The 22787-nt window shown below is 53.3% G+C and carries 16 protein-coding genes, 1 tRNA gene and 2 pseudogenes; 5 read left to right on the top strand and 14 right to left on the bottom strand.

Annotated features, from left to right (window positions below; all coding sequences use genetic code 11):
• Positions 1-160 precede the first annotated feature (160 nt).
• Positions 161-2296 (top strand): elongation factor G, encoded by a 2136-nt coding sequence (locus HRU79_10840; protein ID QOJ27323.1) that lies wholly within the window; start codon positions 161-163, stop codon positions 2294-2296.
• 87 nt (positions 2297-2383) lie between these two features.
• Here HRU79_10840 and rny read toward each other — a convergent pair whose 3' ends face one another.
• The 4 genes from rny to HRU79_10820 all read right to left on the bottom strand — a co-directional run bounded on the left by rny (position 2384) and on the right by HRU79_10820 (position 7985).
• Complete coding sequence (rny, locus tag HRU79_10835) at positions 2384-3949, bottom strand: ribonuclease Y (GenBank protein ID QOJ27109.1); 1566 nt, start codon at positions 3947-3949, stop codon at positions 2384-2386.
• A gap of 345 nt (positions 3950-4294) precedes the next feature.
• On the bottom strand, positions 4295-4585 hold the full coding sequence (locus tag HRU79_10830) for a cell division protein ZapA (GenBank protein QOJ27108.1): 291 nt from the start codon (positions 4583-4585) through the stop codon (positions 4295-4297).
• A 43-nt stretch (positions 4586-4628) separates the two neighbouring features.
• Entirely contained in the window at positions 4629-5453 is an 825-nt protein-coding gene (locus HRU79_10825; GenBank protein QOJ27107.1) for a hypothetical protein, read from the bottom strand.
• 42 nt (positions 5454-5495) lie between these two features.
• Entirely contained in the window at positions 5496-7985 is a 2490-nt protein-coding gene (locus HRU79_10820) for a phenylalanine--tRNA ligase subunit beta (protein ID QOJ27106.1), read from the bottom strand.
• Between the two features lie 185 nt (positions 7986-8170).
• Between HRU79_10820 and HRU79_10815 the strand changes: the two genes are divergently transcribed.
• Positions 8171-8551, top strand: a complete 381-nt coding sequence (locus HRU79_10815) for an endonuclease domain-containing protein (GenBank protein ID QOJ27105.1) — start codon at positions 8171-8173, stop codon at positions 8549-8551.
• A gap of 113 nt (positions 8552-8664) precedes the next feature.
• Positions 8665-8737, top strand: a tRNA-Met gene (locus tag HRU79_10810).
• A gap of 40 nt (positions 8738-8777) precedes the next feature.
• Here the strand turns inward: HRU79_10810 and HRU79_10805 are convergent.
• The 4 genes and pseudogenes from HRU79_10805 to HRU79_10790 all read right to left on the bottom strand — a co-directional run bounded on the left by HRU79_10805 (position 8778) and on the right by HRU79_10790 (position 13261).
• Positions 8778-8903 (bottom strand): annotated as a pseudogene (locus HRU79_10805) (DUF3387 domain-containing protein).
• A 26-nt stretch (positions 8904-8929) separates the two neighbouring features.
• Complete coding sequence (locus tag HRU79_10800) at positions 8930-9808, bottom strand: IS3 family transposase (GenBank protein ID QOJ27104.1); 879 nt, start codon at positions 9806-9808, stop codon at positions 8930-8932.
• 150 nt (positions 9809-9958) lie between these two features.
• On the bottom strand, positions 9959-10102 hold the full coding sequence (locus HRU79_10795; GenBank protein ID QOJ27103.1) for a transposase: 144 nt from the start codon (positions 10100-10102) through the stop codon (positions 9959-9961).
• Positions 10103-10156: 54 nt separating this feature from the next.
• Positions 10157-13261, bottom strand: coding sequence for a type I restriction endonuclease subunit R (locus HRU79_10790; GenBank protein QOJ27102.1), 3105 nt, complete (start codon positions 13259-13261; stop codon positions 10157-10159).
• A gap of 118 nt (positions 13262-13379) precedes the next feature.
• Here HRU79_10790 and HRU79_10785 point away from each other — a divergent pair, with 118 nt between their 5' ends.
• Both HRU79_10785 and HRU79_10780 read left to right on the top strand, forming a co-directional pair.
• Positions 13380-14462 carry an IS3 family transposase gene (locus tag HRU79_10785; GenBank protein ID QOJ27101.1) on the top strand — a complete coding sequence of 361 codons (1083 nt, stop codon included), beginning with the start codon at positions 13380-13382 and terminating at the stop codon, positions 14460-14462.
• Entirely contained in the window at positions 14398-14550 is a 153-nt protein-coding gene (locus HRU79_10780; protein ID QOJ27322.1) for an IS3 family transposase, read from the top strand. Before HRU79_10785 ends, HRU79_10780 begins: the two co-directional genes overlap by 65 nt.
• Positions 14551-14879: 329 nt before the next feature.
• Here the strand turns inward: HRU79_10780 and HRU79_10775 are convergent, their stop codons facing one another.
• From HRU79_10775 to HRU79_10750, 6 genes and pseudogenes are all read right to left on the bottom strand, one after another.
• Positions 14880-15416, bottom strand: coding sequence for a hypothetical protein (locus tag HRU79_10775; protein ID QOJ27100.1), 537 nt, complete (start codon positions 15414-15416; stop codon positions 14880-14882).
• A 781-nt stretch (positions 15417-16197) separates the two neighbouring features.
• Positions 16198-18492: an AAA family ATPase gene (locus HRU79_10770; GenBank protein ID QOJ27099.1), complete on the bottom strand. Its 2295-nt coding sequence runs from the start codon at positions 18490-18492 to the stop codon at positions 16198-16200.
• The gene (locus HRU79_10765; GenBank protein QOJ27098.1) at positions 18489-19238 is read right to left on the bottom strand and encodes an abortive infection family protein; all 750 of its coding nucleotides are present in this window, start codon (positions 19236-19238) and stop codon (positions 18489-18491) included. Before HRU79_10765 ends, HRU79_10770 begins: the two co-directional genes overlap by 4 nt.
• A complete protein-coding gene (locus HRU79_10760) occupies positions 19235-20515 on the bottom strand; it encodes a restriction endonuclease subunit S (protein QOJ27097.1) in 1281 nt (426 codons plus the stop codon). Before HRU79_10760 ends, HRU79_10765 begins: the two co-directional genes overlap by 4 nt.
• Positions 20512-22107 (bottom strand): annotated as a pseudogene (locus HRU79_10755) (SAM-dependent DNA methyltransferase). The gene HRU79_10760 and the pseudogene HRU79_10755 overlap by 4 nt, the downstream one beginning before the upstream one ends.
• Positions 22108-22381: 274 nt before the next feature.
• Positions 22382-22615, bottom strand: a complete 234-nt coding sequence (locus tag HRU79_10750) for a hypothetical protein (GenBank protein ID QOJ27096.1) — start codon at positions 22613-22615, stop codon at positions 22382-22384.
• Positions 22616-22787 lie beyond the last annotated feature (172 nt).

Genomic DNA, 22787 nt, shown 5'->3' with positions numbered 1-22787 from the left:
GTACGGGAGATCCATTCTGCCATAAACATTCAGCGTGGGCGGCACCTTGGATTGGCCGTGGTGTATTCATTACTTGGACGTATCTGCATAAATTAGGGTCGTATGAAACAACAACCTTAAGCAGATATTGATTTCTATCACAATTACGGGAGTTGACGGCATGAAAAATTACGATGCACACCATATCCGCAACATTGCGCTGATGGGCCATGCGGGGTGCGGTAAAACCACCATGGCCGAAGCAATGCTGTTCGAGTCCGGCGAAATAAGCCGCAGAGGGACCATCGAGGATGGTAACACGGTTTCGGACTACCATGAGATCGAACAGGAACGACAGGCAACGGTGTTCTCGTCGCTGTTAACTGCCCAATGGCGCGACTATAAAATAAACATTGTTGACACTCCGGGCTACGCAGATTACGTTGGTGAGTTGGTGAGTGCGCTTCGTGCTGCCGATACCGGCGTTGTTATTCTGAGTTCGCACAATGGCGTTGAAGTTGGCACCGAAACCATCTGGCGCTATACCTCGGACTTTGCTACACCGGTGTTGTTTGTGGTTAACAAGGTTGACAATGAGCACAGTAATTTCTGGAAAACCGTGGAGCAGGCCAAGGAGCGTTTTGGCAGAGAGGTAACGGTGGTTCAGTACCCGCTGAACGAAGGTGTAGGCTTTAACACGATTATCGACGTTCTAACGATGACTGCTTATGTATTCCCTCCTGAAGGAGGGAAACCACAAAAACAGGCAATACCGGATGCCGAATCAGAGCGTGCTAAACGCCTCCATAATGAGCTGGTAGAAATCGTTGCCGAAAACGATGCCACGCTGATGGATACCTATCTGGAGAAAGGTGAGCTTACCGAAGAAGAGCTCCGCAACGGACTTACCAAAACACTGATACAACGACAAATCTTTCCGGTATTCTGTACATCGGTAAAGAACAATATGGGCACGGGAAGGATAATGTCGTTTATCGACGTGTTTGTTCCCGCACCGGTAGAAATGCCTCCGGTTCTTACCGAAGGCGGAACCGAACTTTCGGCCGACCCCAAGGGAAAACCCTGCGTGTTCGTGTTTAAGTCGGCCAACGAACCCAATGTTGGCGATCTGAGTTTTTTCAGGGTGTACAGCGGTACGATAAAACCGGGAATGGATCTGGTGAACGATCAAACGGGCACCACCGAACGGCTTGGACAATTGTTCGTTGTTAACGGTAAAAAACGGTCAGAGGTAACCGAACTTGCTGCCGGCGATATTGGCGCAGTGGTAAAACTTAAAAACACGCACGTGAACAATACACTACACGAAAAGGGCTCAACCCTTGTTATTAAACCAATTGAATATCCACTGCCCAAGGTACGAACAGCCATAAAAAGCAACCGCAAGGGTGACGAGGACAAGCTGGGTATGGCGCTAAATCAGATTCATGAAGAAGACCCCACATTCATCATTGAGCATTCGCACGAGCTGAAACAGATTATCCTGCACGGTCAGGGCGAAATGCACCTTGCAACTGCACGGTATAAACTTGAACACCGCTACAAATTAGATGTCTCGTATGTGCCGGCACGTGTTCCCTACCGCGAAACCATCCGGAAGAGCATCAACACCGACTACCGTCACAAAAAGCAAAGCGGCGGTGCCGGCCAGTTTGCCGAGGTCCACATGCGTGTTGAACCATACTACGAAGGGATGCCTGCACCGGCGGGCATCACCGTTCGGGGTACTGAAGTGCACGATCTCCCCTGGGGCGGCAAGCTGGTATTCCTTAACTGCATCGTTGGCGGCGTTATTGACCAACGATTTATGCCCGCAATCCTGAAAGGTGTGATGGAGAAGATGACTGAGGGTCCGATTACCGGCTCGTACGTGCGTGATGTACGCGTAAGCGTGTACGATGGAAAGATGCATGCGGTGGACAGTAACGAAAATGCATTTAAAACGGCCGGCAGAATGGCCTTCAAGGATGGCTTTATCAAGGCCGATCCACAACTGCTGGAGCCGATCTACCTGGTTTCGGTGGTAACCCCCGAAGATAATGTTGGCGAGATAATGAGTGACCTGCCACTCCGCCGGGGTGAGATTGTGGGGATTGATGCCGACGGACATTACCAGCGCATTAATGTACGGATGCCGCTGGCGGAACTTGATAACTACTCAACAATCTTACGAAGCATCAGTCAGGGACGGGCCACCTATACAGCTGAGTTTCAGGAGTATGCCGTTGTACCCGGCAATACACAACAGAAGCTACACTCTGAGTATGTTAAGCAACTTGAAGAAGAAGAAGTCTGAGGCTGCACCAAGCTTCAAGAAAAAAATGCGTGTGCGGATTCCGCACACGCATTTTTTTTATGATTCTGGTTCTGAGGTTCGACCGTCTTACTTGGCGATTGCCGTGCTCCTGCGCTCACGGATTACGGTTACCCGAATCTGACCCGGGTATTCCATATCCTGCTCGATGCGCTTTGCAATATCATTGGCAATCATGTCGGCCTTTAGGTCATCAATACGTTCCGGCTCAATCATCACCCTGAGCTCTCTGCCGGCCTGGATAGCATAGGTCTTGGTAACGCCATCGAATGAGGTTGCGATTTCTTCGAGCTGCTGCAGACGTTTGATGTAGTTTTCGAGCGACTCTCTGCGGGCACCCGGACGGGCACCGCTGATACTGTCAGCAGCCTGAACCAGAACAGCGATTGGCGACTCCATCTCGATATCGTCGTGGTGGGCTCCAACAGCGTTCACCACCAGCGGGTGTTCCTTGTATTTGCGGGTAAGTTCCATGCCAAGCAGGGCGTGCGGGCCTTCAAGATCTCTGTCGATGGTTTTACCAATGTCATGCAACAAGCCTGCCCGCTTAGCCAGATTCACATCCAAACCAAGTTCGTTGGCCATAATACCGCACAGGAAGCCAACTTCAATGCTGTGTGCCAGCAGGTTTTGTCCGTAGCTCGACCGATACCTCATCCGTCCGATATACCTGACCATTTCCGGATGGATATTGTGGATACCCAGTTCCATCAGGGCTCCCTCGCCAACGCGGACAATTTCTTCTTCCAGCTCCTTGGTAACTTTTTCTACTACCTCTTCGATCCGTGCCGGGTGGATACGTCCATCGCTCATCAGCCGTTCCAGGGCAACGCGGGCTACTTCGCGTCGGAACGCATCAAATCCGCTAATGACCACGGCTTCCGGCGTATCGTCAATAATCAGATCGATCCCCGTGGCTGCTTCGAAGGCGCGGATGTTCCGCCCTTCTTTTCCGATAATCCGCCCCTTCATTTCATCGTTCTGAATATTGACAACCGAAACGGTGCTTTCTACCGAGTGATCGCTGGCCGTACGCTGGATGGCCTGGAGGACAATGCGCTGTGCTTCCTTGCGGGCATTTTGTTTTGCTTCATCGCGGATATCTTTTACAAGCTGGGCGCCTTCCGCCTTTGCTTCGTTCACCATGTTGTCGATCAGGAATTTCTTGGCATCGTCCTTTGTCATCCCTGTTATTCGTTCCAGTCGAATATTCTGCTCATCGTAGAGGGCATCGATCTCTTTGAGTTTCTTTTCGCCTGCAGCCATTCGTTTTTGGACTTCGGCATCCTGCTGAGCGATTTGTTTTTCCTTCTTTGCAATCGTCTCGTACTTATCGGCTACTGCTTCTTCGCGTTTGCGCAGTTCTTTTTCCTGATGACGAATTTTGGATTCGCGTGAATCGCGTTCTGACTCTGCCTTGCGACGTTCCTGTGCAATTTCTTCCTTGGCCTCGAGTAGTTTTTCTTTCTTGATTGCATTCGCCTCTTTTTCGGCGCCTGCCAAAAGCCCCTTTACCTTGTCTTCGGCTTCAGCCAGTGTTTTTGCGGCTGCCTTCCTGCCTATTAAAAATGTGACAAAAAAACCAATGACTGCGGCCCCTGCCACAATCAGTGTACCTTGCATTACCGGGTCCATGTAGTCTCCTAAAAAATAGAAGCCGCATCCTACCGCCACGGGCCAAGCCCGTTATCGGTTACCAAAAGAACCTCTTTCTCCGCACAGTGGGTGCCATCCTTGCCACCGCTGACTTCCACTGAACAGGTGTATAGTTACCTATACCGCTGCAGCTTTTGCCACAACCCTGTTCCCTCGTAAAAGGGTGAGGCCTGTCATTGGCAACGAGAGCCTGGCTCCCTGGATGAAAAAATTGTATGGTTCTTTTTCAAGCGTGCGACGAGCAGCAAGATGCGGCAAGCATCTCTGAAATCTCGATACGCCAAAAGTCCGGCAGAATTACCGCAAAACGAAGATGTGTATGCGTTAGGTAAGGGGCTGATGCCAGGCGCGCTCCAAGAGTTCCGTCATTTTACCAAGCTCTGTCGTCAGGTAGGCAATATCTGCCGCCCGTCCCTCCTCTGCCTGGATACATCGCTCGGCCAGGTTTAGTGCCGTCAGGAGCGACAAGGTTTGTGCCCCTTGGTCCTTCGCTGCCTGCTGCAATGACTGTAACTGGAGATTAACTTCACGCACTGACTTTTTTACTGTCTCTTCGTTATCTCCCCGAAGAGTCAGGTCTTTTCCACCTAAAGTAACTCTGATCGACTTTGTCATATGTCGGCTTCAGTGTTCGTCTGATTAATAATTACGTCTAAAACTACGAAAGTTCTATCAATTTTTCGATTTCGTCGGCTATTTGTTCAAGGCGTACTGCCACTGCTTCGGTCACATCTGCACTGTTAGCTGCAAGTTCTGCAACGTGTCTTCCAAACATATCAAGCTGACTACGGAGTCCGTTCTGCAAACCGGCAAGCTGGGCGTTATTGGCTTGCAGGAGTGCCTGTTGCGCCTGTTTAAGCTGTTCCTCCAGATCTGCGATTCGCTTTTCTGGTTCAGGACTGGCGATGTTCACCGAGGCAATCTTTTCCAGCTCTGTGCACCGTGCCTGGAGCTGCTCCACGAACTGTGCGCGTTCTTCGAGGTCTGCAATCAACCGTGCAACATGTCCTGAGTTGGCTGCTTTCTCCTGAAGGGAGTGCCTGCTTTCCTGGAGCTGCTCATGTGTATTCTGGAGTTGCTCACGCAACTGATCGCGTTCCGCAACTACTGTGGTGTACAGTTCCTCACGTTCGGTTAGTCCGGTACCATCGTGGTTATCGCCAGCAGGTGAATGGTCCTGGCTCAGTCCGGCATTGATGCGCTCCAGATCTTCGATCCTCTGCAGAAATCCGTCAATCTTACCTTGTAAGTCGGCCTCGCTGTGACGCAGCACATCGATCTGGGTTTGCAGGATGGTGTTTTCCTGACGCAGGGTTACGATGATTTCGGCACCATTGCGAATGGCGTCCCACAAACTACGAACAACACTCATTAACTCCGGTGCCGGTTCAGGTACCGGTTCAACTACCTGAATGCTTGGGGAAAACTGAGATTCCTCCTTGATGTCTTTCCGTACTGTTGTTTCGGCATTAACAGGTCTCAATGTGGGGCCTCCCTGATCTCAGAAACCAACAAAAAATGTTTACTATCCACGAATACTGGCTCCAAACGTAGATGTTACCGACTGAATGATCCGTGATACAGCATCATCAACTTCGGAATCTACGAGTGTGCGACTGGTATCACCAAAGCGCAGGGCAACGCCGACGCTTTTCTTGTTTGCACCAAGCCGTTGTTCGTTACGATAGATGTCAAAAACTAACCCGCCAAGATACGAATCTCCCGCCACTTTCGCTATGACGTCGAGGATACTCTGTGATAAAATCTGCTCGTCAACGGTGAAGGCTACGTCGCGTCGGACTGTTGGGAAGGGGCTTACGGGATGGTAGTGTTTAGGAGCCTGCAGCACTGCGTCAACCACCAGCATGTTTAATTCTGCAACTGCCACGGTTGCGTCAATATCCCGCGCAACCGCATCGGCCGGGAGCAGGAAGGCCTTTCCTATCATCAAATCCTGAGTGTACAGGGTATAGGAAATTGCCAGCTCATTATCAGACCTGTAAAACCCGTGGTTTTGTACAGCCTCTTCAGCTACCGTCGGCGTAACGCTCCTGCCCAGGAGTGTCTCGATATAGCCCAGGACATCAAACACATCCATCTCCTGCTGAGCTCTGCTCCAGTGTTCTTCGGTTGAACCGCATACAACAAGGGCAAGCCTCTCCTGCTGAAGAATACCGAACTCGGCATTCGGATGTAGTGAGAATACATTGCCGAGCTCAAACATGCGCAGGGTCTGGGCACCATGGTTTCGGTTATAGGCAATGTTGCGCAGCAAACCCGGTACAAGCGATGTTCGCAGTGCCGAATATTCCGCTCCGAGCGCATTGCGCAGCATAACATGTTCCGACAGGGTCTGTTGCCGAGGGTCAACCAACACGCCGTTTAACGCTTCGTTAAACCCGAGCCCCTTGAGGAGCAAACGCACTTCTCGACGACGAGCTTGTCCAGCACTGCCACCGGGTGCCGCCACGCTGGCAGGCAGATCGGGCTGACCAAACGGCACCGTTGCCGTAGTTGCTTCGGGTATTGTATGAACACCATACAGACGCATCACCTCTTCAGCAATATCGGCTTCAATTGTGATATCGGCGCGCCAGTGCGGTGCCAACACCGTGCACGCTTCGGGTGTCTCTGAGAGTACCGTACAGCCTACAGCCTTAACAATCGTTAGTATCGTCTCATTGGGAACACCAGTTCCCAGGATATCGCGAATCCGCTGATACCGTACAGTTATCGGTGTACGTTTATCCGTCAGGCTGTTCGCAACCACAACGCCGGCATTGGTACCGCCACCGTACTCCAGAATCAGCGATGCTGCCCTACGAAGTGCCGGCAGCACACCGTTAGGATTGACGCCCCGTTCAAACCTGTAGCTGGCATCGGTACTGAGGGCCAGACTCCGTGCGGTTTTGCGTACAGATTGTGGACTAAACCAGGCGCTTTCGATGCAGACATCCGTCGTTGCATCCGAAATCTCACTATTCTGTCCGCCCATCACACCGGCCACTGCAACCGGCTTTTCGGCATCGCAAATCAGTATTGTTCCCGGTTGAACTTCACGTTGTTTACCATCAAGCGTAACGAATGGTTCAACAGTATCAGCGGTGCGAACGACTATCGTGGGCACACCGTTCTGCGCAGCCAGTTTTGCAGTATCGAATGCATGCAGGGGCTGTCCGGACTCCATATTCACATAATTCGTCACATCCACAATCAGGTTTTTCGGACGCAGACCCGCCGCTTTCAGTCGCCGTTGCATCCACGCCGGCGACGTCCCATTACGGACTCCGGTAAGGCGCTGAATCGCATACAGTGGCACAACCTCGGCATTGAGTACCTCCACGCGGACATCGCCGTTGGGAGATTGTCCATCTCCGTCATCACTATCAAACAAATTTACATTTCGTGTTACACCACCGTGCACGCATCCATAGGCATACAGATCGCGGGCAACGCCCACGTGACTCAGGCAGTCTGCTCTGTTAGGAGTAATTGCCACATCGTACACAGTACTCAGCCCCAGTGCCTCGGCAGCAGGCATCCCCGGTACCAAAGCCCCCTCACAGTCAACCATGTTTTTACCCGGTCCATCCAGCACCATGATACCATCTGACTCATCCGACAGATTCAGCTCGGCAGCCGAGCAAATCATACCATTGCTTTCCACACCGCGCAGCATTCGTTTGGCAATTGTAAAGTTTCCATTCGGCACCACTGCCCCATCCAGGGCAACCACCACCAACTGGTCCTGTTGTACATTCTGCGCTCCGCACACAATTGTGCGCAGTTCCGGCTCACCCGCATCAACACTGCACACATGCAGCTTATCCGCCTTTGGATGTTTTGAGCACTCAGTCACACGTCCCACCACGAACCGCTGCAGCATTCGTTCCGGAGCCGACACCTCTTCCACCTCCAGGCCAATACCTGTAAGCACTTCTGCAACAGTATCTGCCGACCAGCACTCCGGATCGACGCTTATGAACTCCATCAACCAATCATGAACTATTTTCATTTAGGGAACCGTGTTTGAAAAAGAAAATGCAAAAATACTGCCCCACTGCCGGCCCCACCCCCCGGCCCCCTCCCCAAACGCGCACGCCGGCCCCACCCCGGCCCCCTCCCCAAACGCGCACGCGCGTTTAGGGAGGGGGAGGGGGGACATGTCACGTTTTATACTTATGATACCACTAACGTGACATGAGTCATTTTAAACACAATTCCAGGCCGGTGGTTTTTAAGTGGGCGCGTATGCTAAGGAATCGGCAGACGGAGGCTGAGACAATTCTATGGGAACGGTTGCGGGATAAGAAACTGGGTAACTTAAAATTCCGCCGACAGCACGTGATATTAAATAATATTGTCGATTTCTATTGTTATTCAGCAAAGCTCATCATTGAAATTGATGGTGATATTCACCGTACTCCCGAACAGAAGCAAAGGGATCAAGAGCGAGACTCGCAGTTTGAAGCTGCGGGGTTTCGTACGCTCCGTATTAGCAATGAAGATGTGATCAGCAACATCGACGTTGTATGTAAAAAGATCCACCTGGCTGCTACTCTTCCGAACGTTCCTCTCTAAGGCGAATCTCCCCCCCCTCCCTAAACGCGCGTGCACGTTTGGGGAGGGGGCCGGGGGGTGGGGCCGGGGCCATTTTGCCATGTCCGCAGAAACCCGTACCTTTGTAATCCTATCGCGGGGTGGAGCAATTGGTAGCTCGTCGGGCTCATAACCCGAAGGTTGTAGGTTCAAGTCCTGCCCCCGCTACAAACCCTGACCCGTACAGTAGAGTGCGGGTCTTTTTTTTTTAGGGAAGGGGGCTGGGGTTTAACGGCGTGTTCGCCCATTCTGCCGACAGTGCCTCGGCTTGCTGTAAGACAGTTTGTACAGCTTTATCCTGAAGATCGGGTGGATAGCCGTACTTACGTAAGATGGAGTGGTCCCATAAAAATGGACACATTAGGGTAGGTGTTTTTGGTTACGAAAGTAGTTGTTTTCAAAGTCAACGGGGGTTGTATATCCAAGTGTTGAATGCAGTCGTCTGCGATTATAAATGTTCTCGATGTAGTGTGCTGCCTGACGCTTCAGGTGCTCGAGATCGACGAAGTTGATGTCGTTGAATTCTTCGGTCTTGAGCGTGGCAAAAAAGGATTCTACTGGTGCGTTGTCCCAGCAGTTTCCCTTGCGGCTCATGCTCTGCGTTGCTTTACAGTAGTCAGTCAGAAACTGGCGATAGCCTGCCGCAGCATACTGCGAACCGCGATCACTATGAATGAGCATGCCGGTGGCATAAGAACGGTTCTTCCAGGCCTTCCAGAGTGCCGTGATGGTGAGCTGTTGCGTGATCGTCTCTGACAGATGCCAGCCAATGATGCGACGCGAGAACAAATCCATCACCACCGCCAAGTACACATAGCCAGCGTTGGTCTGTACATAGGTGATGTCGGCAGCCCAGACGGTGTTCGGTTTCGTGACGGTAAAGTTGCGATTGAGCCGATTGTCGGCCACCGGGTGCTGATGTTGCGAGTCGGTAGTTTGCACCAACGCACGCCTGGGCGTGCGCTTGACACGGATGCCGTCTTCCCGCATCAGCCGGCGCATTTTGTGACGGCCTGCCACAAGGTTGCCTCGCCGCAGTTCCTTGTACATCCGGCGGCTGCCGAAGGTATGGTTGGACTTCTCATCAATCTCGCGCATGGCACGCACCAGCTTGCGCTCATCGTCACTAAGCTGAGGTTCAGGTCGCTTTAACCAGGCATAGTAGCCGCTGGCACTCACCTGCAGCACATGGCACTGCAGGCGCACCGGCCAACAGTGCCGGTGGTTGTTGATAAACATGTATTTCAGTCCCTTCCCGGCGGAGCGGCAAAGATCGACATCGCTTTTTTAAATGGCCAGTTCCATTTCTGCACGCTCAGCGCGCTTACGCAAGGCTCGTACTTCGGCGGCAAGCTCGTCAGGTGTCTTCTGCCCGGCAGCTGCTGCAGCTCAAAGCGTACGCTTCCAGTACGATAGTCGCTTGACGTCGATGCCAAGCTCACGGGCCACCGAGGCCAGCGTACGTCCCGCAGCTACCATCTCCAGGGCGCGACGTTTAAATGCTTCATCATAAATGCGAGGTGGATGTTTCATTGCTCTTTCCTTAGATTTTTGGAAAATTACACCTTCCCCGTAGTGTCCACTTTTTCAGGACCACTCCAAGATACGTTTAACCAAGACCCTCATTCGGGCACGGGTGTTTTCGCTGTGTGCCCAATCAACGGTGACGTTGGCTCGTAAACTCGTCAGTAGTTCATAGGCGATCACCTTGAGCTTGTCGTCGCCCATCACCTGAACAGCACTCTCGTTCTCAGCTAAGGCATCGTAGAAAGCGATTTCTTCGTCTGATAATCCCGACTCTTCCCCGCGCAGGCGTGCTTCCCGTATGTCCTTGGCAAGCTGAATCAACTCCTGAAGCATCTCTGCTGTGGTAATGGCATTAGCGTGGTAGCGGTCTACGGCACCTTCTATCCTGTCGGAAAATGCCCTGGTTTGGACGACGTTGGTTTTACTGCGCGACCGTATGCTATCGTTAATCAGCTTGCGCAAGGCTTCCAGCGCAAGGTTCTTCTTCGCCATCTTCTGTACTTCAGCCAGGAACTCGTCTGACAGGATGGAGATGTCCGGGCTCTTGATTCCGGCTGCTGCAAGGATATCGACGATTTCGGTAGAGACAACTGCCCTACTCACGATTTGCTGAATCGCCAGCTCACGGTCTCTCTGCGTTATGCCATAACCGGTACTGCTCTTTACCAGTGCAGCGCGGATTGCCTGAAAGAAGCCGACTTCCTCACGAATCTTACGAGCTTCGTCGGAAGCAGATGCCAGTGCGAAAGCTTTCGAGAGTGCAAGGACTGCATCGCGGTATCGTCGGTGCGCTGCCTTCTTGCCTTCGTTAGTGTCCTCCTTCGCTGCCAGTTTCTGCTGTTGATCGAGAATCCATTCTATGGCGCCTGCCATCATCTTAAGTCGCTCTTCCGGTGTTCCGGCAAGTGCAGATAAATAGTCGAAGTTGTGAAACATGTCGCGGACGATTTCATATTTCTCCAACATCACTTTAACAGCTTCTGACTCATCAACACCGGTGTTTTCCTGGTCGTCTCTCGAGTACTGCTGGAGCGCGGATTTCAAGTTCTGCGCGATCCCAATATAGTCAACAATCAAGCCCGCAGGCTTGTCACGAAACACACGGTTAACCCTGGCAATTGCTTGCATGAGTCCATGGCCCTGCATCGGCTTATCAATGTACATTGTATGCATACATGGCGCATCGAATCCCGTTAGCCACATATCTCGAACGATCACCAGCTTAAGCTCATCTTCAGGGTCTCGAACGCGCTTGGCCAGAAGTTCACGCCTTGCCTTATTCCCGATATGCTGTTGCCACTCCTCCGGATCACTTGCCGCACCCGTCATCACAATTTTTACGACTCCGGCATTGTCGTCAGTGCTGTGCCATTCAGGACGCAGCTTTATGATTTCATCGTAGAGTTTAACGCAGATGCGCCGACTCATACATACAACCATGGCCTTACCATCGAGAGCTGACAAACGATTCTCGAAGTGTGCTATCATGTCTTCTGCGACCAGTGCAAGCCGCTTGTCACTGCCAACCAGCGCTTCAACAGTTGACCACTTTTGCTTAAAGTGCTCCTGTTCCGCTTCGGAATATTCTTCAGTCAGAGCGTCAACTTCAGCATCAATCTTCGGTTTCTCATCTTCGTCAAGTTCAATTCGTGCCATCCTCGATTCATAGTAAATCGGTACTGTGGCACCATCTTCGACAGCGCGGCTGATATCGTAAATATCAATATAGTTGCCGAAAACAGCAGGCGTATTAACATCATCCGCCTCAATGGGAGTGCCGGTAAAGCCAATAAATGACGCATTCGGCAGTGCATCGCGCATGTACTTTGCAAAGCCGTAGGATATCTCACCCGTCTTTGCGTCAACCTTTGCCTTAAAACCATACTGACTCCGATGGGCCTCATCAGCAATCACCACCACCTTGCGGCGGGTCGTAAGCGGTTCGGTAATCTCACCGAACTTCTGCAGCGTCGTGAAAATCACACCACCCGATGCACGGTTCAGCAGTTCCTTCAGGTGGTCGCGACTCCCGGCCTGCACCGGTGTCTGCCGGATCAGGTCACGGCACATCGAGAACGTCGCAAACAGCTGATCATCAAGATCATTACGATCGGTGAGTACCACCAGCGTCGGATTCTCCATTTCCGGATGCTTCACAAGCTGACCCGCATAGAACACCATCAGCAGACTCTTGCCCGAGCCCTGGGTGTGCCAGATAACGCCCGCGCGCTTATCGCCTGCAGACTGTGAGTCCACGCTCGGAAGACCATATTTGGCAGGACTCTCACCAAGTTTTGGAAGGGGGCTTGAGGCACGTATCGTTGATTCCACCGCATGGAGCACCGCATGAAACTGGTGGTAACCGGCAATGATTTTTACTAAACCAGAGGAAGCCTCGCCAAATACCGTGAAGTCGCGCAGCAAACTCAGAAACCTGCCATGCTCGAACACACCCTCAATTAAGACACGAAGTTCCGGAGCCCCCTTCGGTGCAATACTTCTGCCAACGGTAGTACGCCACGGCATGAACCTCTCAAGGTTAGCCGACAGTGATCCCACTCTGGCAGCAATACCATCCGAAGTAACCAGTAGCGCATTTGTGTTGAACAGAGCAGGGATTTGTTTTTTATACGTCTGCAGTTGATTGAAGGCACCCATTAGGTCAGCCCCCTCACTCCCCGGCGCCTTCAGCTCGATAACTGCAACCGGCAGCCCGTTCAGGAATATCACCACATCCGGCCGGCGGTTCACCTGACCATTGATAACCACAAACTGGTTCACCGCCAGCCAGTCGTTCTGCTCAGGATGTTCGAAGTCGATAAGCGCAACCTTGCCCGCCGTCAGCGTACCATCATTGGCGTAATACTCAACGTCCACGCCTTCTGTCATCAGTTTGTGCAGACGCCGGTTTTCTTCCAGCAGTGATGGTAGCTCGGACTGCATCACCTTCCGCACAGCATCCTGACGCGCCTCCTCCGGAAGATCAGGATTCAGGCGCGCAACGGCATCTTTAAACCGTTGATTAAGAATAACCTCGGCATAACTCTCACGTTCAGGGTTATGTCCATCCGGACCAATAACCTCATCACTAGCAACACCGTACCCCAGCCCCTTGAATTGTTCAAGCAACGTCAGTTCAACATCAGCTTCAGAGAGGAAGGCCATTAACGTATTTCATCAAGCATGTTTTCGCAGATCGTAGCAGTACATCACCATGGAGTGGTCCTGAAAAAGTGGACACTACGGGGAAGGTGTAATTTTCCAAAAATCTAAGGAAAGAGCAATGAAACATCCACCTCGCATTTATGATGAAGCATTTAAACGTCGCGCCCTGGAGATGGTAGCTGCGGGACGTACGCTGGCCTCGGTGGCCCGTGAGCTTGGCATCGACGTCAAGCGACTATCGTACTGGAAGCGTACGCTTGGAGCTGCAGCAGCTGCCGGGCAGAAGACACCTGACGAGCTTGCCGCCGAAGTACGAGCCTTGCGTAAGCGCGCTGAGCGTGCAGAAATGGAACTGGCCATTTTAAAAAGCGATGTCGATCTTTGCCGCTCCGCCGGGAAGGGACTGAAATACATGTTTATCAACAACCACCGGCACTGTTGGCCGGTGCGCCTGCAGTGCCATGTGCTGCAGGTGAGTGCCAGCGGCTACTATGCCTGGTTAAAGCGACCTGAACCTCAGCTTAGTGACGATGAGCGCAAGCTGGTGCGTGCCATGCGCGAGATTGATGAGAAGTCCAACCATACCTTCGGCAGCCGCCGGATGTACAAGGAACTGCGGCGAGGCAACCTTGTGGCAGGCCGTCACAAAATGCGCCGGCTGATGCGGGAAGACGGCATCCGTGTCAAGCGCACGCCCAGGCGTGCGTTGGTGCAAACTACCGACTCGCAACATCAGCACCCGGTGGCCGACAATCGGCTCAATCGCAACTTTACCGTCACGAAACCGAACACCGTCTGGGCTGCCGACATCACCTATGTACAGACCAACGCTGGCTATGTGTACTTGGCGGTGGTGATGGATTTGTTCTCGCGTCGCATCATTGGCTGGCATCTGTCAGAGACGATCACGCAACAGCTCACCATCACGGCACTCTGGAAGGCCTGGAAGAACCGTTCTTATGCCACCGGCATGCTCATTCATAGTGATCGCGGTTCGCAGTATGCTGCGGCAGGCTATCGCCAGTTTCTGACTGACTACTGTAAAGCAACGCAGAGCATGAGCCGCAAGGGAAACTGCTGGGACAACGCACCAGTAGAATCCTTTTGCCACGCTCAAGACCGAAGAATTCAACGACATCAACTTCGTCGATCTCGAGCACCTGAAGCGTCAGGCAGCACACTACATCGAGAACATTTATAATCGCAGACGACTGCATTCAACACTTGGATATACAACCCCCGTTGACTTTGAAAACAACTACTTTCGTAACCAAAAACACCTACCCTAATGTGTCCATTTTTATGGGACCACTCCACGGGTGCGTAGGAGGAGCGCACCACCGTACGCCATCACGGACCCGTAGGCGTGCGTAGGGGCACCCGTAGGGGCGCACGGCCGTGCGCCCATACGGGTGCGTAGGAGGAGCGCACCGCCGTGCGCCATCACGACGCGTAGAAGGAGCGCACCACCGTACGCCATCACGGACCCGTAGGCGTGCGTAGGAGGAGCGCACCGCCGTGCGCCATCACGACGCGTAGAAGGAGCGCACCGCCGTGCGCCATCACGGACCCGTAGGCGTGCGTAGGGGCACCCGTAGGGGCGCACGGCCGTGCGCCCTTACAGGTGCGTAGGCGTGTGTGATACACCATTTTGTGCCCATTTCATTGGATTATTTGTGATGTATTTGCGAATTTTATGAAGTGCGGCTTCATCACGGATAATACGTTCGTAATAATTGCGGAGCCATACGCGAGTACCAGGAGTGCCGCGCAAGCGATTAATGCGTATTGTTGCAGCCGATTTGAATCCCGCAATCATCGATCCCAACGAACGTGGTGGGCGGTAGAGTATCGGCTTACCACCGGATGCGCCCCATTCAACTCTGTCTGGCAACAACACAATCCCATGGAAATGGTCGGGCATTACAATCCATTCATCTAAATGTATTTCCGGACGAATGATAGCAGATTTTACCCATTCTTCTGCAACAATCTCCCCTAATTCATTCAGTTGCATTTTGGCCTTTACTACTTCGCCAAATAGACATTTTCGCTGATAGGTACAGATCGTTATAAAGTATGCTCCTGACTGTGAGTAATCATAACCTCTTAGGCGAATGCTACGCCGGTGATGTGGTGGGTGTGAGTTTATCATGATACAGCCTTACGCTATTGTGAGATTACCAACAAACTATTTATAGCTAAGAGCTGTTTTTATTCCAGAATGGGACACTCGGATAAGATAATTTTTCACATCAGTTCTTCACATTGCCAGTACTCATATGCAGCAGCAGCATTTTCCCGCGGTTGGACATTGTGGGGGAAGATCCCTACGTTGGATAATCCAGTAGCTGCCAGTAGCCTTCTTGCTGCGGACCTACCCGGTGTGGACGCCCTGGTTCGCGCAGGAACTGCACGGTACGTTTGCACTCACTATGGAACTAGTTCAACTACACGATAATTCTGTGACAGTTATGGTAGGCTGAGACTGCGACAAGTAGAGATTTACACCTGGTGTTTTGAGCGCACTTCTCCGAGAGGTTTACCCCGGCTAACAGCATGCTTCTATGGGACGGTGATACTGAATTCAGCGATCACCGCTCTCGTGCGAACCTTGGCAACAGGGGTTCCAACCCAGCATCATGCATTGCCTTCACAGTTTTCAATATGCCACGTCTCCAGGCTTCCATGATACCACACCTGTAAAAGCGCTTGCACTACCTGTGGGGTCCACGGCTTAGATTCGTATGAAAGGGATTTGCTCCCGGAGTTACAAACACCTGTCGTCCCTTACCATCTGTGTATGGCAGACGCGATCTTATAATGATGTTGATTCTCTGAATTCCAGCGTGACGGATTCACTGCCGACCTGCCAAATGAGAAGCAATCATATGGATGCGACCTCCGCTTTCTGATTTCCCATCATCATAATGACATTACAGCTCTCCTTGTTCTTCGATGGGCTGAATCGCCACCAGCTTCAATAGACCGTCGTAATGCTCACGGTCGACAGCCATCATCATTTCGAGTGTGTCGCGCAACACGGGTTGGGTCTCTGCAAGTAGAGAAAGATCGTGCCCCGGATCGGCGATTGCGCCAGCATGGGAATACGTGTTGAGCAAGCGGAGGATGCGGGTCTTTTTCGCGCTGTCGAAATCCACCCGCTCGAGTCGTGGACCGAGATCCCCGCTCATCTCGGGGAAGCGGAATGCGAGGAAGGCCTCGATCAATCGGCGCGCGACGTTGGGCAAACCGTAGTGGTGTTCCAGTTGGACAACGTCATTGCGGTGAGCCTCCTCGTAGACGCGCTTGAACAGGTACTGGTACTCCGATTCGTACTCCTCAAGCAGAGGATCAAGATGACCTAACTCGCTGGTGCGCGTTCCGTCAGCGTGACGCCGGGTACGAAGCAGGAAGAACCGACCGGGCCGGTCTTCGATCTTTCTCTTTCGTTGCCCAGGCAGGTGATGGAACCAGTTCTTCACCAGCCGGAAAAACGAGAAGCTGTGCGTCAAGATGAAAAGTTGCCCGGCCTCCTTGGTGCGATCTTTCATGTAGCCGAAGGCCGAGAACAGTGCGTTGTCATCGAGGCTCGACACCGGGTCATCAATGACGACAATCCCATTCTTCAAGTCAAATGCTCTGTCCTGCAACGACTTGAGGAAATAGAGAAATGCAATCGCCGTTCGCTCTCCATCGCTCAAATGCGCTACGTACTGGCCGCTGCGGGTCAGCGCGTAGCCGGTGCCTTTCACCTCGAAGCGCAACTCGTCGCGCCCAAGGTAGGCGCATAGCTCTGCAGTCAGCTCGTCAGCGGGGCGGCGATGTTCGAGGATGGCGCGTTCCAGCTCATTGATCTGCGTTTGGGTTTCTGCCTGTGTAGCCTTTATGCCATCCAGTCCGGCGGTCGCGGTTTTCACAGCCTCGGAGAGCTGGACGAACTCGGCGTGTGCCTCCGCGACATACGAGGCTTCAAGCTTCTTGCACGCACTATCGACCGACGCTGTGAACTCTGCAGAGATGCGGTTGTGCTTCTCCACGATCCCGTTGAATGCGGCAACTGAGTCGGTAATCGAGGAAGGTTTCGCAGTAGCAGGTGTCAGCGTGGCTGTGGGTGCGAACGGCTGATCGCGCTTGGCCTCAACACGTGCGATGAGGGCATCGAGCGCGGCTTGGGTCTCTGACTGGGCCGTCAATACCATTGCGCGCGCGGCTGGCACTTCGGACGCGAGCGCTTCATAGAAGCGGGAAACATCGGGCAGCGAAAGCGAGGCCGCAGCCTGTTTGGCCGCCTTCAGCTTCGAGAGAAGAGCAGACAGGTCTTTCTGAAATCCTGCGAAGGCGTCGTTGAAGTGAGCTTCGAGTGCGGCGCGACGCGCTGCCTGAAGTGGCTGCTGGCAGAAGCGGCAGGTGTCGGAGGCGTGCTCGCCTGAGTGCAGATAAAGCCCTTCTTGCACCCACGCGGCAAGCCTGGCATTGCTGGTCAGTTCGTCAAGCGTCTGCGCGACGACGGACCGACCGACCAGGACGTTGACCTCACTCGTTAACGCATCAAGTTCGATGTATGGCGCAGCGACCTTCTCGACAAGGGGCTTTGGCTGGGCGTTCTTCTGGCTGTGGAGTTGTGTTTTCTGCTCGTCGGACAGAGTCGCGGCCACCGCCTTCTGCGCATCCATTGCTTCAACGGCACGCTTGAAATTTCGCTTGTCGTAGTTGTTGTAGGCCGGGCTGTTCGCGGTGGTCAACAGCTCCTTGATGAGCCTCGCCTTGTCCTTGCAGACATCGTCCAGCTTCGATTCTGCTCTTGTCTTGTCGGTCTGAGCAGTCCGCAACTTGATGTCGGTCGTGACAAGCTCCTTCTTAAGCTGCTCGACCTGTTTCTGCTTCTCAATGCTGTCTTCGCCGAGAAAGTAGATCGGTGCAATGCCGCCGCCCGTTTGCGACAGGGTGGCATTGATGAAATCCCGGTTGAAGACGCGCACCGTGGGCAGTTGCGCCGAAGCGAAAGCGGAACCTGCGACCTTCGTTTTGCCATCGATCTCCAGTGTTGCCTCACCCTCTAGGAGCGTGGTTTTCTTCTCGACGAGCGAAAGCAGCCAGGACAGCGTCGTTTTGCCGCTGCCGTTCCATCCATAGATGACATTGAACTGCGCGAACGGGTGCAGTTCTGTTGGCCAAGCAAAGTCGCGGAACACTCGGAGCCGTAGCTTGGCGATGCGAGTCAACTTCATGTCGACTCTCCTTGTTCTTCGATCGGCTCCACAGCCGGAGCAGGTGCGCCGCGCGAAGCGTTCAGCGCTTCGACGTAGGCATCCCGATCCCGTTGGTAAAGCAAACGGCTGACTTCGATGTTGATGGGCAGCTCATCGCCGCCGGGCAGCAGGAAGCGCAAGGTTGGCGAGTCGCCATCCTCAGCGTCCACCGCCAGCCCCACGTGAGCATCAATCAGCGCGTTGTCCTGCGAAAATCGCTCCCACGGCTCGCGAGAGCTGATCGGGTCGAGCTGCGCATCCAGATAAGCCTGATGCAGAAAGGCCACTATGACATCGGCCGACAGAATCGCGCTGCGGCGGTGGTACTCTGCCAACCGCTCCAGATACGGGTCTTTGCCGTGGCTGGCGGGGCCCGCCTTGTTGCGCAAGTCGTTCAGTGCGTCGGTCAACTTGTGGTGGCTGGAAACGAGCTTCTTGAACCGGTCGTCACGGACATCACCCAGTTTGAGGGCGCGAATTGCTGCCGTGAGCCAGTCCGACAGCGAGGGCGTCTCCTGAGTCGGCTTGAGCGGGGCTTGTTGGGTGTGGAAACTTTCTACCACCACGCGGCACACCACCTCAACGACGGTCTTGGCGCAGTCGATGCACGCATCGTTGCTCTGCTCCAGATTGCGCTCCATCGCCTCGAAGGTCTGCTGCAGCATCGGCGCATCGCGCCAATGTGCGCAGACTTCGCGGATGCCGGGGTACCAATCCAAGGTCATACCACCGCTCCGGGGATGCGTTCGGCATCAGGCACGCGCAGTTCGCCGGAAATCAGCTTGGGCAGGAGCGTGTCGCGGAGTTGGGCGAGGGAGCGGGATTGCTGCGCGTTGCTGACCATTTGATCGAATAGCGGAGCAAGCGCGATGTCAAACGCCTTCATGCCTTCCGGGGTCGCAACAGCGATTCGGGCATCTGTCAGATGCTTGCGCTGAATGTGACCCATGGTCGTCGCTTTGTCGGCGGCAATCGCACGGAAATTCTGCAAATGATGGCGAGTGGCGAAGAAGTAGAACCACTTCGGAACCGTATCGGACGTCACTTTGAACAAGTGCTGATTCAACGCGCCCCGCCCGCCGTTCCACACCTCGACCTCAAGCGAGCCTGACCACGAGAAAAGTACGTCGCCATCGACAACAACATATTCAGGCTTGATTCGGGCGCTTGCCCGGTCTGCCCCATTTGTGTTCCCGGCGCGTAGCTGCGCAATCTTGATGACCGGCAGAAACTCGTCGTCGCTTTCCGGCGGGAATTTCTGTAGCGCAAGACCGTTTAGATAGTTCGCAATCGAGTCCAGTGAGCGCATTTCCCACCCATCCGGAATCTCTCCCAACTCTGATTCAGTGAGCCGGTCGGGGAAGAGGTCGTAGAGGTGCGCGGGCAGGCCGGGCAGCGACTGGCCGCGCCGCCAGCGGCCTTCGATCTTGGCGCGCACCGGCTCGAAGTCCACGAACCACGCCTTGAACAAGGTGCGCGCCATCGATTCCAACGATTGATTGACCCGACGGTAGTTGGCGATGAGGTTGTCCATCGACGACAAAACACTTCCGATTCCGCTTCGCTCATGGCTGGAAAAGTCTGGGATCTCGTAATCTGAGATTGCTTGCCAGGAGACTCTCTGTCGCCCAGACGTTCCCTCCATCCGGCCTTTCGCGTAGGCCCGAAACTCGGGATACCTCGCAACGTAGTAGACGAAATCTTCATCGACGACAGGCTCTTTCGCGGCCATGACGATGAATTCGGTTGAGCCATGAGCAACATTGCTTTCGGGCAGACCGCTCACCTTCGCGGTTTTTCCATTCTCGAGGCAAGGCGTAATACGAGCGAACAGCGTGTCGCCGTTCTTGAACTTGCTGCCGCCACCGTTGAAGATGCGGTTGCCGATTCCTGAGACGTCTCGCTCTCCCTCGGGCAAGTCTGCCATCTCGATAAAGGCAGTCATCACACCCTTTTCCAGGGGGCGCTTAGGGTTGAAATCAATCAGGTCAGAAAGCTTCATTGGTCACCCTCCGGGATTGGGAGGCCAATAAGCTTCAGCTGCTTTCGCACCGTGGTCTGGAGAACCGCAGATTCGGCTAGCTGCTCCCCAAGTTCAGCCGTCAGTCGTGTGATACGTTCTTCGAAGGACTCTTCATCTCTTTCGATCCCACCTGTACCAACATACCGGCCCGGCGCAAGGATGTAGTCATGCTTGCGCAGATCGTCCAACGAGGCAGACTTGCAGAAACCCGCCACGTCCGCGTATTCGCCCGCGCCATCTTCACCGCGCCAGGCGTGGTAGGTGTCGGCGATCTTCTGGATTTCCTCGTCCGCAAGCTCGCGTCGGGTTCGATCCACCAGCACACCCATCTTGCGAGCGTCGATGAACAGCACTTGTCCGCGCCGGTCGCGCAGACTCTTTCCGGGGTTTTTGTTGCGGGCCAAGAACCACAGGCAGGCGGGAATCTGCGTGGAGTAAAAGAGCTGCCCGGGCAGCGCCACCATGCAATCCACCGCGTCGGCTTCGAGCATCGCTTTGCGGATGTCACCTTCTCCGGACTGGTTGGAGCTCATCGAACCGTTGGCCAGCACCACGCCCGCCGTGCCGTTGGGTGCGAGGTGGTGGTAGATGTGCTGGAGCCAGGCGTAGTTGGCGTTGCCCACGGGCGGCGCGCCGAATTTCCAGCGCACGTCTTCACGCAGACGGTCGCCGCCCCAGTCGGACACGTTAAACGGAGGGTTTGCAAGAATGTAATCTGCTTTAAGATCGCGCAGTTCATCCTTGTGGAAGCTACCCTCGTTATTCCAGCGGATGTCGGAGTCGATGCCGCGCACAGCCAGATTCATCTTGCACAGACGCCAGGTGGTGTAGTTGCTCTCCTGTCCGTAAATGGCGATGTCGCCAATACGGCCGCCGTGTTCCTGAACAAACTTGTCGGACTGCACGAACATCCCTCCCGAGCCGCAGCACGGATCGTACACGCGACCCTGATACGGTTCGAGCATTTCCACCAGAACCCGCACTACCGAGCGTGGAGTGTAGAACTCGCCGCCACGTTTGCCTTCGGTGCCAGCAAACTGACCCAGAAAATATTCGTACACCCGACCAAGAACGTCCTTTGACCGACTCCCCTTCTGGTTCAGTGCAATACCCGAAATCAGATCAATCAGTTCACCAAGCATCACCTTATTCAGGGCTGGGCGTGCGTAGTCTTTGGGGAGAACCCCCTTTAGCGATTCATTATCTTTTTCGATAATCCGCATCGCATCATCAATCAAGACACCGATCGTGGGACGTTTCGCGTTCGCCTGCAGATGCGACTATCGCGCCTCTTTCGGCACCCAGAACACATTTTCAGCCAGGTACTCATCTCTGTCTTCCGCCGCCTGTGCATCGTCAGCAATAAGCTCAGCATATTTAGCTTCGAATGCATCCGAGATATACTTCAGAAATATCAGCCCCAGCGCCACGTGCTTGTAATCGCTCGGCTCCATATTCCCGCGCAGCTTATCCGCCGCCTTAAACATCTCAGCCTCGAAGCCCAAGTGATCCCGGTTTTCAGTCTCGGACTTTTTAGTTTTCTTGGTTGCCTTAGTACGAGTTGATTTCATCGTATTAAAATACGGTAAGAGGGGGATAGGGGGGAGAACTATTGCATTATATGACGGGAGCTGGTGGACGGTTTGGGCGAATAATTCAACTGCAGAAATAAACAGATGGTCTGCTCACTACGTCCACTCCGGAGTTCGCTCATGTGACGGAAGCGGCAAGATATCACCAATCCAGCAACTGATGCTTTTACAGTCCGCTGCTCAAACAAGTAAAAGAATAATCGGCACGTACTACATATCTTTGACGACAATTCTGTCTAGGCTATTGGAGATACTAATTCTCACGAAATTCCATAATCTCTTCGACATCACACAATGGCACACCTGAACCCAACGACTCGGATGTTTCAATCTGTATGTATGGTTTGTCGTCAATATAGTATAGCTCAGGCGTCCTTACTTGAACTGTAATCTCACTCCCATCTTTGAGTTTTAATTTCATCCAATAGATTGCATCGTCACGCAACCAGATACAATGCATTTTATTCTTCCATTCTTCAGGTTTCATTGGATACTCCTTCAAGGTGAACGACGAAAAGCACTTTGAACAAATGTACGGATTCATGTTAGCCACCATCTTGTATTGTATCAACCCCCAATTGATTAGACAGAATTGTTGTCAAAGATATGTAGTAAATGCCGTTTTTTCTCCTTTGTTCGGGCAGCGGCCAGTAACTGCA

The organism is Ignavibacteria bacterium (genome assembly GCA_015709655.1).
In the GTDB taxonomy this organism is placed as follows: domain Bacteria; phylum Bacteroidota; class Ignavibacteria; order Kapaibacteriales; family Kapaibacteriaceae; genus OLB6.
The sequence above is the reverse complement of the archived record's forward strand: the minus strand, read 5'-3'. Positions and strand labels throughout refer to the sequence as shown.

Bases quoted from the DNA above. Each gene is read 5' to 3' on its own strand.
- HRU79_10760 (QOJ27097.1), bottom strand. From the start codon at position 20,515: ATGAAGCTTTCTGACCTGATTGATTTCAACCCTAAGCGCCCCCTGGAA.
- HRU79_10775 (QOJ27100.1), bottom strand. From the start codon at position 15,416: ATGATAAACTCACACCCACCACATCACCGGCGTAGCATTCGCCTAAGA.
- HRU79_10815 (QOJ27105.1), top strand. From the start codon at position 8,171: ATGAGTCATTTTAAACACAATTCCAGGCCGGTGGTTTTTAAGTGGGCG.
- HRU79_10790 (QOJ27102.1), bottom strand. From the start codon at position 13,261: ATGGCCTTCCTCTCTGAAGCTGATGTTGAACTGACGTTGCTTGAACAA.
- HRU79_10750 (QOJ27096.1), bottom strand. From the start codon at position 22,615: ATGAAACCTGAAGAATGGAAGAATAAAATGCATTGTATCTGGTTGCGT.
- HRU79_10795 (QOJ27103.1), bottom strand. From the start codon at position 10,102: ATGAAACATCCACCTCGCATTTATGATGAAGCATTTAAACGTCGCGCC.
- HRU79_10770 (QOJ27099.1), bottom strand. From the start codon at position 18,492: ATGAAGTTGACTCGCATCGCCAAGCTACGGCTCCGAGTGTTCCGCGAC.
- HRU79_10800 (QOJ27104.1), bottom strand. From the start codon at position 9,808: ATGTTTATCAACAACCACCGGCACTGTTGGCCGGTGCGCCTGCAGTGC.
- rny (QOJ27109.1), bottom strand. From the start codon at position 3,949: ATGGACCCGGTAATGCAAGGTACACTGATTGTGGCAGGGGCCGCAGTC.
- HRU79_10765 (QOJ27098.1), bottom strand. From the start codon at position 19,238: ATGACCTTGGATTGGTACCCCGGCATCCGCGAAGTCTGCGCACATTGG.
- HRU79_10840 (QOJ27323.1), top strand. From the start codon at position 161: ATGAAAAATTACGATGCACACCATATCCGCAACATTGCGCTGATGGGC.
- HRU79_10820 (QOJ27106.1), bottom strand. From the start codon at position 7,985: ATGAAAATAGTTCATGATTGGTTGATGGAGTTCATAAGCGTCGATCCG.
- HRU79_10830 (QOJ27108.1), bottom strand. From the start codon at position 4,585: ATGACAAAGTCGATCAGAGTTACTTTAGGTGGAAAAGACCTGACTCTT.
- HRU79_10785 (QOJ27101.1), top strand. From the start codon at position 13,380: ATGAAACATCCACCTCGCATTTATGATGAAGCATTTAAACGTCGCGCC.